General features: G+C 43.5%; 9 protein-coding genes and 1 pseudogene. 8 read left to right on the top strand and 2 right to left on the bottom strand.

Annotation, left to right across the window (positions count from 1 at the left end; translation table 11 throughout):
- Nucleotides 1-10 precede the first annotated feature (10 nt).
- Entirely contained in the window at nucleotides 11-1729 is a 1719-nt protein-coding gene (locus C558_RS0115830; protein ID WP_018757270.1) for a sensor histidine kinase, read from the bottom strand.
- Nucleotides 1730-2035: 306 nt separating this feature from the next.
- Between C558_RS0115830 and C558_RS0115835 the strand changes: the two genes are divergently transcribed.
- From C558_RS0115835 to sigK, 6 genes are all read left to right on the top strand, one after another.
- A complete protein-coding gene (locus C558_RS0115835; protein ID WP_018757271.1) occupies nucleotides 2036-3655 on the top strand; it encodes an extracellular solute-binding protein in 1620 nt (539 codons plus the stop codon).
- A gap of 110 nt (nucleotides 3656-3765) precedes the next feature.
- Nucleotides 3766-4674 (top strand): ABC transporter permease, encoded by a 909-nt coding sequence (locus tag C558_RS0115840; RefSeq protein ID WP_018757272.1) that lies wholly within the window; start codon nucleotides 3766-3768, stop codon nucleotides 4672-4674.
- Between the two features lie 16 nt (nucleotides 4675-4690).
- Nucleotides 4691-5605, top strand: coding sequence for a carbohydrate ABC transporter permease (locus C558_RS0115845; protein ID WP_018757273.1), 915 nt, complete (start codon nucleotides 4691-4693; stop codon nucleotides 5603-5605).
- A gap of 308 nt (nucleotides 5606-5913) precedes the next feature.
- On the top strand, nucleotides 5914-6990 hold the full coding sequence (locus C558_RS0115850) for a lactonase family protein (protein WP_018757274.1): 1077 nt from the start codon (nucleotides 5914-5916) through the stop codon (nucleotides 6988-6990).
- A 24-nt stretch (nucleotides 6991-7014) separates the two neighbouring features.
- On the top strand, nucleotides 7015-7284 hold the full coding sequence (locus C558_RS33815; RefSeq protein WP_156826130.1) for a hypothetical protein: 270 nt from the start codon (nucleotides 7015-7017) through the stop codon (nucleotides 7282-7284).
- 243 nt (nucleotides 7285-7527) lie between these two features.
- Nucleotides 7528-8229 (top strand): RNA polymerase sporulation sigma factor SigK, encoded by a 702-nt coding sequence (gene sigK / locus C558_RS0115855; RefSeq protein WP_018757275.1) that lies wholly within the window; start codon nucleotides 7528-7530, stop codon nucleotides 8227-8229.
- Nucleotides 8230-8416: 187 nt separating this feature from the next.
- On the opposite strand, the gene C558_RS0115860 is transcribed toward sigK, so the two are convergent.
- Nucleotides 8417-9304, bottom strand: a complete 888-nt coding sequence (locus C558_RS0115860) for a helix-turn-helix domain-containing protein (RefSeq protein WP_018757276.1) — start codon at nucleotides 9302-9304, stop codon at nucleotides 8417-8419.
- Between the two features lie 142 nt (nucleotides 9305-9446).
- Here C558_RS0115860 and C558_RS31160 point away from each other — a divergent pair, with 142 nt between their 5' ends.
- Nucleotides 9447-12242 (top strand): glycoside hydrolase family 38 N-terminal domain-containing protein, encoded by a 2796-nt coding sequence (locus tag C558_RS31160; protein WP_018757277.1) that lies wholly within the window; start codon nucleotides 9447-9449, stop codon nucleotides 12240-12242.
- A gap of 62 nt (nucleotides 12243-12304) precedes the next feature.
- A pseudogene (locus tag C558_RS33215) lies at nucleotides 12305-12696 on the top strand (sigma factor); the annotation flags it as partial.
- Nucleotides 12697-12981 lie beyond the last annotated feature (285 nt).

Here is a 12981-nt window from a genome sequence, read left to right on the forward strand (position 1 = left end):
CCATTCATAGTTACTTCGGTAGATCCGGAAGGTATAAGATGACGCAAGCCCCGCCACCCTCTATATTAGAGAAGCTGACTCTTTCTTTATTAAGATAGAGGTATTCGAGTCTCTGCAGGGTATTCATAATGCCGATGTGTGTACCATCGCTTTGCTCTAGGTGCTGTCCTGCATTCAATTTCGCTAGGATGGCGGATGGAAACCCAGGGCCGTTGTCTGCAATTTGGATGACGGTCATTTCTTCTTCTATAAAGCGATCAACTTTCAGTACGATATGGACTTCATTGTCTCTAGAAACCGCATATTTCACCGCATTTTCGATGAAAGTCTGAAGTACAAGCGGTGGGATTTGCACATCACTAGCCTCATCAGCATGTTCAATTCGATATATAAATGCATTGCGGTAACGGCTTTTTTGAATTTCGAGATAGATTCTGACATGTTCAATCTCATCTTTCAGGTTTACGAAATTCTGATCATTCTGGAAGATATACCGAAAATATTTAGAGGTCGATAATGTCATATGTTCGATTTCCGCATACATTTGCATTTGAGCCATACTGTAGATCGTCGTTAGACAATTCAGAAAGAAATGAGGTTTAATTTGGAGCTGCATATAATTCAGTTGTATGTTTTGCTTCTCTAACTCACGTTCGTAAATATCTATTTTATACTGTTTGATTTGATCAACGAGATGAAGAAACTGCTTATTGGCTTTCTCCAGTTCGATGATTTTGCTGCCTTTCATCTCCATCGGATCGCCGCCGTCGTTCCAGAAGGTGAGGTTATAGGAAAATGTTTTAATAGGCGTCAACACTTTTTTCTTAAAATAGAAGAGCAGGAAACAAAGATTGCAGGCGATAATAACAGCAAGAAGGACAATAAGCAGCTGGGCAATCATGATCTTCTCGAAGGCTCCGAATTGAATGACGAGCTTGACGTAGAAAGAAGCATTCGTGAATTCACCGTTTACGGTGGTTCTCGTCTGGACAAGATTCAGGAGCGTAGGCTTATCCGGCTGGCTGCTAATCGCTTTTCCATTGTTGGATATGGGACTCGTGATGTTCTGCTCCGACTCATCAATCAAGGAGACAAAACCATTCTCGCCAAGATTGATTTGCCGCAAAGGGGAAATGAGCTCATCCGCAGGGATCATGCTAATCATGTAACTGTTTTGATAAGGTACGATATTAATGATGTAATACGTGTTGTTCACTTGCATCGAAGTCCATCTGGAATAAAACTTCTCATATACATCTTGATCTTCGAGATGGGACACAACCTGTCTCTTGAGCTCTTTAAAATCTGAATAGGATAGGTTCATCGGTGAGCAATTCAGAAAAAGCTGCTGATTCTCTAAATAATAGAAGAAATTAAATTGCTGTTCATAGTTTTTTTGCAGTTCTGTAAATCGTTTGCGGATGTTCTCGTTCGCTTTTAGAAACTCGATGCTGTTCATGTCGCTGTGATTCATCGTCTTCATATTTTCATCGTTTGCAAGAGTCCATCCCATATAATGATTAATGTAGGAAAAATCATGATTAATGCGGTTGATATACAAATCGGCCGTGTCCTGTAAACTTCGAGTAGACTGTTGCTTCACGATGGAAATCGTAGCTACACTGATAATGAGGTCTAGCAGGAGTACGATGAATGAGATGATTAAGATAATCTGGATATAATGCCGCAGGGGATATATTTTGCTGTTGGTATTTGTGCCAGATGTCACGACAACGCGTCCTTTCAAGTGGATCCATATTATGAATGCGCTTTATTGTTCCTGTTAAAAGTATTATAAAACTTCTGCATAGAAAAAACAGAGAGAGCGAAGTGATTTCACGTCAAAGTCTGAAAATCGCAAGGAAAAGTCTGAATACGACAACAGGTAATCATTGAATTTGAACATGACCTCTTTTTTTGTTATGTAAGCGGATTCAGAAGTCTGAATAATGGCTTGAAAGTGTCTGAATTACCGAAACGAAAGAAGCTATGATAAAGATGTTCATAAATCAGAAATGTTGAGGGGGAATCGGGAATGGGCAAACAGCCACAAAAGCCTTGGTATCGAATAATTACCGCGCTTCTTCTTGTAACGGCATTGATTGGGAGTCTTGCGGCATGCAGTGGTGAGAAGAAAGAGGAGAGCTCTACGAAGACGAATACAGAGACGGAGACGGGCAATATGAACAAAGAAGGCCTGCCGATTGTGAAGGAACCGGTTACCTTAAAAGTATTGACCGTTCGTTGGGGCAATATGGGGGACACGTTTACACAGAATCAGTGGCTTAAAGACCTGGCGAAGAATACGAATGTGAAAATCGATTGGCAGGTCATGTCATCTAATGATTGGGCCGAACAGAAATCGATTATGTTAGCCAGCGGCACACTTCCGGACGTGGTGATCGGCAACCAGACCTTCTCAGATTCCGATATCGTCAATAACTTGAGCTACTTCCGACCCTTAGACGATTACATTGATCAATATATGCCAAATTTGAAAGCCGCGATGGAAGAAACACCTGATATGAAAAAGATCAGCACCTTCCCGGATGGGAAGATCTATTCGTTGCCTGCACGATTGCCATCTCGTCCGAAGAGTTCGCGCCAACCGGTCAATAACAAAACATGGCTCGATAAATTAGGGCTGAAGGCTCCGACTACGGTTGATGAACTTTACAATGTCCTCAAAGCTTTCAAAGAACAAGATGCAAATGGAAATGGCAAGCATGATGAAGTTCCTTATGTTGAAGCAAGTAATGACATGATCAGTCCATGGGGGATTGCTGATCTGAATACGAACTTCATGATCATTCAAGATGGAAAACCCGTATACTATCCGACCACAGATGCTTATAAAGAAGGTCTTAAGTGGGAGAGTAAATTGTATGCAGAAGGTTTGATTGACAAAGAAGTATTCACGCAGGACGATACGATGAAAATGGCGAAGTTCCAAAACCCGGATGCGCCAATCGTAGGTTTTACGTATCAATGGACACCGGATGCGGTATTCGGCAAATGGGGAGATCAATACGAGACCATTCCTCCGATTGCGGGTCCGGACGGTAAGCGCTATACGATCGGGAATCCAGTGGGGATGAATCTATCTCGTAACGAGTTCTTGATTACAACATCGAATAAGTATCCGGAGATTTCTGCACGGTGGGCAGATCAATTCTATACGAATGAAGCAAGTATTCAGAACTTCTGGGGGGCAATTGGAACCGTTATTCAGAAGAATGACGATGGTACGTATACGCTCATGGATCCACCAGCAGGTACGAGCGCAGATGCCTGGTACTGGGATCAATCGCTTCGTGATTTCGGACCGAAATACGTAAGTCCATCCTTCGAGAAGAACATCATTCTAAACCCGAAGGCGGGAGACGGTCTGAAATTACAACTGGATAAGCTGGGAAGCGATTACGTAACGACGCCGTATCCGAACGTGATGTACACGTCGAAGGAATTTGAGGAACTGCCGACCTTAACCACGGATATTGACACCTATGTGAATACGATGCGGGCCCAATTCATTACGAAGGGCAATATTGACGAAGGCTGGGATGCGTATGTCAAGCAGCTCAATGATATGGGTCTTGAGAAGTTAATCCAAATCCGTACGGATGCGTATAGTCGTTACACGAGCGTTAAATAATCATTGCTCTTTCTAGATGCCGCTTCGCAGCGTTTCCTGTGAGGCGGTATTTTTACAAGAATATATGCCGCTATAGGAAGTTATCAGATATGAAGGAGGGGTATGTTCAAATGAATGCAGGGCGGACATTCGGACAGGTCAAACGAAATTGGGGACTGTATTTATTGCTGCTTCCCGCAGTGGTGCTTACGTTATTATTCGCGTACAAGCCGATGTACGGGGTGCTTATTGCCTTTAAAAATTACAGCCCTGCGCTGGGGATTACAGACAGCCCTTGGGCGGGATTTAAGTATTTTGAGAAGTTTTTTAATTCCTATCAATTCTCAGCAACCATTAAGAATACGTTGATCATCAGCTTGTACAGCTTAATTACATTTCCAATTCCGATCATACTAGCGTTGGTGATCAATCATATGAGAGCCAACCGGTTTCGGAGGTTCTTTCAGACGATATCGTACATGCCTCATTTTATTTCGACGGTTGTTATGGTCGGTTTGATGATGATTCTGCTCTCGCCAAGCACCGGGTTACTTGTCAATTTGTTCGGATTGATCGGCAAAGAGGCGCCGGATCTGATGGGGTCTGCAGGTTTATTCAGCAGTGTCTATGTCTGGTCAGATGTGTGGCAGCATGTCGGGTGGGACAGCATTATCTTTATCGCCGCATTGTCTGCTGTAGATCCAAGTCTCTACGAGGCTGCGACCGTAGACGGTGCGAGCCGCTGGCATAAAGTTCGCTATATCGATATTCCGATGCTCATGCCGACAGCGATTACCTTGCTGATTTTACGCGTCGGTGGATTGCTTGGGGTTGGTTTTGAAAAGGTGTATCTAATGCAGAATGACCTGAATATCACCTCAAGCGAAATATTGTCTACGTATGTCTACAAAATCGGTCTGCTCAGCAGCCAATATAGCTTCTCTTCGGCGATTAACTTATTTAACACCGTCATTAACTTTATTCTGCTGATCTTGGTCAATCAATTGTCCAAAAAGGTTAGCGAAAACAGCTTGTGGTAGAAGGAGGAGGAACAACATGGAAGCTGTAACGAGTACGCGTGTAAGAAAAATAAAAAATAACCGATCATCAGATAGCGTTATGGAAGTGATCATATACGTATTTGCAGTAGTATTTCTGCTCATCTTGATTTATCCGTTGTATTTTATCGTCATTGCTTCATTCAGCGATCCCTCTGCCGTGGCAGGCGGGCAGGTGTGGTTGTATCCGAAAGGGTTCACGTTCGATGGCTACAGGGAATTATTGAAGCATGATAACATCTGGATTGGGTATCGCAATACCATTCTGTATACCGTCGTGGGAACCGTGATCGGGTTAGTTGTCAATATTTCAGCAGCTTACGCACTATCGAGAAAGGATCTTGTCGGACGCAAGCTTTTGTCGCTGTTTTTTATTTTCACGATGTTTTTCAGCGGCGGGTTAATCCCTACGTTTCTAACCATTCGAGATTTCCATATGTATGATACCTTCTTGGTTATGGTCTTGCCTTTCTCCGTTATGGTATACAATATGATCGTCGCACGGACCTTCTTCCAGTCGAGTATCCCAGGAGATTTGTGGGAAGCAGCGCAGATGGATGGTTGCGGCAACCTGCGTTATTTCATTACGGTCGTTCTACCATTGTCCAAGGCGATTATCGCGGTACTCGGCTTATGGATTGCCGTCGGCTACTGGAATTCGTATTTTAACGCTTTGATTTATCTGAAAAATCCGAACCTGTATCCACTTCAGTTGATATTACGCAATATTCTGATCACCAACCAAATGCAGTCCGGGATGGGATCCGGCGAAGCCGCGCAAATCGCAATGCGTCTTGCTAACATGATGCGTTATTCCGTCATTATCGTTGCCACCGTTCCGATCCTTTGTGTATATCCCTTTGTACAAAAACATTTTAACCAAGGGGTGATGATCGGCGCAGTGAAGGAGTAGAAGCTTGCATAAATAAACCGGTAGGGGTAAGAAGTATTGAAAACGGCATGTGTGTTAGAGTTTGTTAATGGATGGGAAGCTTTGTTGTTCGGAAAATTGTTCTCCCAATTGAGATATAGTTAGTATAGTTCATTTTATTAGGTCAATCAGATACATATCTGGTTGGCCTGTTTGAGCTGATTGAGGCAATGCTTTCTTTTAACTGATGTTATCGATAAGTTGACCTTCTTGATTTTCCTCCTGTATCAAGTGTAAAGTTATGAAACAGCAACATACATACTATCGATGTACTGAAGGAGGTTACCTCAATGGAACCACGCATGCTCGTATTCGTAGGATCCTATGCCGAAGCGGATGCTCCCGGCGTATATGTGTATTCATTTGACGAAAAGTCTGGATCGTTGACCCAGCTGGATGAAGTGTCGGGATTGAAAAATCCGACCTATGTAAATGTAGATATGGATCATCAAAGGCTGTATGCCATCGCCGAAAATGCAACGGAAGAAGGCAAGAAGATCGGAGAGGTCGTCAGCTACTCGATCGATACAGTGAATGGTAAGCTGAATACGATGAACCGCGCGAAGTCACTAGATGCTCCGCAGTGCCATATTCAGCGGGACCAGCATAGCCGCTATCTGATCGTATCCAGCTATCATGGGGGATGTGTAGGATTAGTCGCGCTTGAAGCGGATGGACAAGTTGGTCAGCAACTTGATGTACAGCAGCACCACGGTCACGGGCCGCATCCGAATCAGAGTCAACCACATGTGCATTCGGCCTTTTTCAGTCCGGATGAGCGTTATCTCTACGTATCGGATCTGGGCATTGATCGCGTGAAGTGTTACACGATTGATTCCGATCGTAATGTTCTTGTACCGCAAGGAGAAGCTGCGGTTCCGGCAGGTTCAGGTCCGCGACATCTGACATTCCATCCGAATGGCAAATTCGCTTATGTGATTAATGAGCTTAGTTCCTCCGTGAGCGTCTTCGCTTATCATTCGGAATCGAGCGAGCTGAGCTTGATCGAGACCGTGTCCACGCTGCCGGATGATTACAACGGCGAGAATGGCTGCGCGGAAATTGCTTTTTCTGCCGATGGACGCTACCTATATGGATCGAACCGCGGACATGACAGCATCGTCGTCTACGAAGTTCATCCTGAATCAGGTACCTTGACGGTCATCCAGCATGTATCGACCGAGGGCCGTCATCCACGCCATTTTGCACTAACGCCAAGCGGGCAATATGTACTCGCAGCGAATCGCGACACGAACAATATTGCCGTATTTCGCGTCGATGCATCGACAGGGAAGCTGAACTATACCGGGCAATCGGTTGAAGTTTCCAAACCGGTATGCGTCCAGCCTGTATATTGTAATGCCTAATCATATGAACGAAGAGATTGGTTGTTGTGCAAGATACGCTGTCGCCGCTTCAGTTCTCGCCGTGACGAAGTTCGGCGTACAGGACGGCATGACACTGTAGTTGCAGACGGTGTTATCGAAGAGGAAGGCCAAGTTCGCCAAGTGCGGGCTTGGCTTTTTTCGTTGTTTGGGCGCTCCGGCGGGCAGCGATGTTCTAACGAATCGTATGGACGCTATTTGAGCAAATATGGGGTGATTTTCACGCTAACGAACTCCAGCGGCGTTATTGTGCTCAGAACGGACAATTTTGTGTAGTTTTGATGGGAATAGCGCTCGTGGAGTTCGTTAGAATTTTTTCAGGGCATCATTCGGCGGAATAAGGCTTCTGGGATTCGTTAGCAGCAGCTCGCACGTTACAGCGCTTTTGGCCGACGCTACGGGGGAGCGCTGGAGGATACTATTTTCCCGCGTACAGGCACAGATAGGCTTCCGCCCACATAGAATGTAACGATCTCAGTCATTCGGATGGAGACCGTGCACGTCTTAGGAGGTGGAGTAATGCTTGGATTTTTGTCAACGATCGCCATGTTCATTAAGCAGCTTTCTCTGTTGGTATCCTATGTTAAAAATAACGCGTTCCCCCAGCCATTAACCGAAGAGGAAGAGATGAAGCATCTGCAGCAGATGGCGGAGGGCAATGCGTATTCGCGGAATATGCTCGTGGAACATAACTTACGGCTCGTCGCGCATATCGTCAAAAAATTCGATAATACCGGCGAAGACCTCGAGGATCTGATCTCGATTGGTACGATTGGCCTCATCAAGGCGATCGAGAGTTTCCAGCCGAACAAAGGCACGAAATTAGCGACATTCGCGGCTCGGTGTATTGAGAACGAGATCCTAATGCATCTCCGCAGCTTGAAAAAAACTCGTAAGGATGTTTCCTTACATGATCCAATTGGGACTGATAAAGAAGGTAATGAAATTACGTTAATTGATATTCTCGGCTCCGAAGCCGACGACGTCGTGGAGAAGGTGCAGCTGAAAATTGAGAAGTCGAAAATCTACCAAAATCTCGAGATCCTGGACGATCGTGAGAAAGAGGTCGTCGTTGGCCGCTTCGGACTCGAAGCCGGCGGCGAGGAGCGGACGCAGCGGGAGATCGCGAAGGAACTCGGCATCTCGCGTAGCTATGTGTCGCGCATCGAGAAGCGAGCGCTCATGAAGTTGTATCATGAGTTTTATAAGGCGAAGCGGTGAAGGGATTTTATTCATCGATTTTGTGAATATTAACATGTTGGCACCCTTCTATTGTTGGAAGGGTGCTATTTGTTTTGAGTATTTCATCGATTTGAATTCTGAGTCGAGAACAGCGTTATACTCGAGCTGGCGTAAATTGGAAAGACTATGAATTGCTCGAATGACAGCTAAATTACTTAGGCGAGAATCAGTATAAATTTGTTTTTCTAAAACTCGCCGGAGGAGGGAGCTCAAGCCGTTTAAAAACTTGATACATATAGTAGTGGCTAGAAAAACCACAAGCATCAGCTACCGCTTGCGTGCTTAGGGTAGAATGATTCAACAAGTGTTTAGCTTGAGAGACTTTGTATAGTAAAAGTTGTTCGTTAAAGGTATAGCCTACATGTCTTTTCATAATCCGATTAATCTGTTTAGGGCTAAGGAAAATCAGCTTAGACAAATCATCGATTGTAGGGGAAAGGTGATAGTTGTTTTCGATAAAATTCATAATCCGGGATACACGGACATCACTTTGCGGATCAGGCATATGGGTATGATCAAGTGTGGTAATCACAGAGCGAAATAAGCTTACAACTAAAAGGAATAATAGTGGTTGAATTTGCAAAGAAAATCCTGGGAGTTTAAGGGAGGTTTCTTGGATAATGGAATCAAATAACCCCATGGCGCCATAGTTGTCTTGGAAGGTGCGGGGGTAGGTAGTCGAAAGGACATTGATGAAAAATTCTGTGTCCTCTGACGAATTAAAGTAGGTGGAATCTGGTGTATCAGATCGGCTAATTTCACATTGTAGACAGTATTCTACCATAGGATTTATAGGATCAGATACTTGTTGGTGTGTCACATAAGGTGCCGTGATATAGAAGTCTCCTTCTTGAAAAGAGAGTGTTGAGCCCTCAATCGACACAATACCTTTCCCGGATTTAATCATATGAAATTCAAAGTAAGTATGAAAGTGATCTTCTTTTTCCCAATGCGGTCCAGCATCTAATACAGCAGCATCTAGTACTTTGATCTGAAGTCCACTAAGGCTAATGGTGAAATTTTTAGCAGTCAGATAACTAATGATGTTAGCCATAATAGACCCTCCCATGTCGTTATTTCTCAATCTAATGTCCAGCAGACTTAAAGATTCTTATACATAGATATTGTACACTAAATTCTACGATACCCCCAAAATTTGATGAGATCTCTCATTCCAACATAAGGAGGAACCAGCGATGCTTGAGAAATTAACCAATAGATTACGAAATAAAAAACTAACCTATCAAGAAGACCGTGCAATGACACAAATGAAGTATGCAACCCTTTTGTCAGCAAGACAAGAAGGGGCATTTGATGATCTTATTGAAGAAGTGGAGAAGGATTTAGTAGAGGGATATGACGAGCAAGGGGCTATCACCAATGAGCTGGTAATTAAGATGGAGCAAAAACTCATGCCACTACAAGAAGAAGCCAAGCAGTTTGAAATGTTATGTGTGGCCCATGCGCATATTGATATGAATTGGCAGTGGGGCTTCGATGAAACCGTAGGTATCACTTTAGATACATTTCGAACGATGTTACAAATCATGAGAGAGGTTGAGGATTTTACTTTTTCACAATCTCAAGGTTCGTTGTATAAGATTGTAGAAACCTATGACCCAGATATGTTAGAAGAGATTAAACAAAGAGTGGCCGAAGGCAGATGGGAGATTACCGCGTCTACGTGGGTTGAGGCAGATAAAAATATGCCAAGTGGAGAGAGCCAAACGAGACAATTGTTATATACGAAAAAATACTTGTCTCAACTGTTTAATCAGCCATTAGATTCCTTCAACATTGATTTTGAACCCGATACCTTTGGACATAGTATCAACACACCGGAGATTCTCACCAAAGCTGGTGTGAAGTATTACTATCACTGCAGAGGGCGCAAAGAGGGCCCCACACTATATAGATGGCAAAGCCCTTCAGGAGCTGAAATCATCGTCAATTGGGAACCGCAATTTTATAATGCGTTTATTCATTCTGACATGTGTCTTTGTGTACCCGATCTAGCGGATCGAACCTGTATACCTTCTGTTTTAAAAGTCTATGGAGTAGGTGACCATGGGGGCGGACCAACAAGAAGAGACATCGAACGAATCAAGGATGTTGCCACGTGGCCGATCTATCCTAAAGTGAGATTTTCGACGTATCAAGAGTATTTTGACATCGTTGAACATTATAAAGAGCAGCTGCCTATTGAATATCAAGAACAGAATTTCATCTGCGATGGATGCTACAGTTCTCAGAGTCGGATTAAAAAGGGTAATAAAACCTCTGAAAATGGGTTATATGAAGCAGAGCTCTTTAGTACATGGGCGGCTGTAACCCAAGGGGCCCGTTATCCACAGCAAAGTTTTGAAAAAGCCTGGAAATCCGTATTATTTAATCAGTTCCATGATATTTTGACAGGTTCAGGGGTTGATGCCACAAGAGATTATGCTCTAGGCCTTTATCAAGAGGTTGCAGCAACAACCAACACCAACAAGAAACTAGCTCTTCAAAAGATCGCTCAGCAAATTCATACGGCTGATTTTGTCGTAAGTGAGGGCGAGGATGAGCCGGGCTTGGCTTACGGTGCCGGTGCAGGATCTTCACAGTATGAGAATGGTACAGGCAAAAACCGAATGTATCATGTGTTTAATCCAACGATGCGGACCCGTCAAGAAGTGATTGAATTGATGATCTGGGAATGGCCATATGACCACGAGCGTATGTTGTTTACCAATGAACAAGGTGAAGTCATAACACATCAGGTATTAGAAAAAGACTTTAATCACTACTGGGGACACAATTATTTAAAAGTAGCATTGGAAGTAGATGTTCCCGCTTGCGGCTATGCAACATATATGTTAACGGAACATGCTATGGAGCGGGTTAAAGTAAGTTATTGGCATGAAAAACGTACCCAAAATGAACCATGCTATACATTAGAAAATGAGAAGATTAAAGTTGTGTTTAATAGCTTAGACGGATCGATTGACTCCATGATTGATAAAGCAACTGGGAAAGAAATGATAGATGCTGCGAGAAAATCAGGGATATTTAGATTAGTCGATGAGGCAGACCATAAGGAGATTACAGATGAGGGTACAGGCATGTCCTCTTGGTTTGTTGGACGCTACAAACATATTGAGTGGATTCATCAAAATCTAGAAATCACAAGTGCAGCAGGTACATTAAGAAGCCAAATAGCTTATGAGTTAAGTTTTAGGAATTCAAAGCTTAAAGTTATCGTTTCCTTAGATAAAGGCAGCAGTCATCTAGAATTTAAAGTGGAATGTGATTGGCAAGAGGTGGGGCGTCTTGGAAAAGGCGTACCGCAACTGCAATTCTATATGCCGCTTCATGATTCATGTGCCATGTATCATTATGATGTTCCTTTCGGCAGGGTTACGCGACAAGCACTAGACATAGATCTTCCAGGGAATAACTATATCTATGGAGAAGATCAGGACGGATCAGCAGGTGTGATGCTCATGTCCAAAGTAGGTTATGGATTTAGAGGCGTAAATAATAGTCTTACCCTTACCTTACTCAGAGGCTCTTACGATCCAGATCCATGTCCAGAGTATGGAATCAATCATCTCGAATTTGGATTAGGTGTTATGCAATCCAGCAATCCCAAAGTGCTACATGACTATGTCCAAAAATATAACCACGAAATGACTGTAGTAACAGGGTTAAGACAACAAGGGAAGCTTAATCCAAGACATTCCTTTGTAGCATTTGAGTGTCAGACCTCTGTAGTTTCTTGTATCAAAGGAGCAGAGGAAGGGGACAGAAGTTTCATCGTGCGTTTTTACGAGATGGAAGGGAATATAGACACCATCACATTGATTTGTCCAGAACGAATCAAGCATGCCTATTGGACAGATATCAATGAACAAAAGGTAGCATATAAGGAAGAGCTAAGGGTAGAGGATACAACACTCAAGATGGTCATCCAGCCTAATCAAATAGGTACAGTAAAAATAGTGCTTGAGTAGACAAATACGATTAGTTATTAAGTTTGATGATACAACGGATCAACAACGATTTTAAAAAATGTGTCCTCAAGAAATTCGACAACACAGGCGAAGACCTTGAGGATTTGATTTCTATTGGGATGATCGGTCTCATTAGGCGATCGAGAGCTTCCAGCCGAATAAAGGGACGAAATTAGCGACGGTTGCGGCTCGCTGTATCGAGAACGAAATACTTATGCATTTGCGCAGTCTGAAGAAGACGCGGAAGGATTTATCTTTGCATGATCCCATCGGTACGGATAAAGAAGGCAACGAAATCACGCTAATCGATATCCTCGGCTCCGAAGCCGGCGGCGAGGAGCGCACGCAGCGGGAGATCGCGAAGGAGCTTGGCATCTCGCGGAGCTATGTGTCGCGCATCGAGAAGCGGGCGCTCATGAAGTTGTATCATGAGTTTTATAAGGCGAAACGGTGAGATAGATATTCAAAAATGCAGGCAGGCCGGATAGCGGATGCCTGTTTTTTTCAATATAAAAGCGGATATTCCTCTCAAAATGAAGGCCAAAGGAGAGCATATCAAGCGACTCGAAGCTGAGAAAAACTATCAGCTCGGTGATGTTGATAGAGAGGGGTCGAATAGAACGTTAGTTCAACAAGGAACTCTTCGATGGAACAGAGAATTTTTTTTAGTAATCATAATTGGGAATAGATTTGCAATAAAATTAGTATTATTAAATAGGGCGCGTTACTATTCAATTAG

The organism is Paenibacillus terrigena DSM 21567 (assembly GCF_000374845.1).
GTDB classification, from domain to species: Bacteria; Bacillota; Bacilli; order Paenibacillales; family Paenibacillaceae; genus Paenibacillus_K; species Paenibacillus_K terrigena.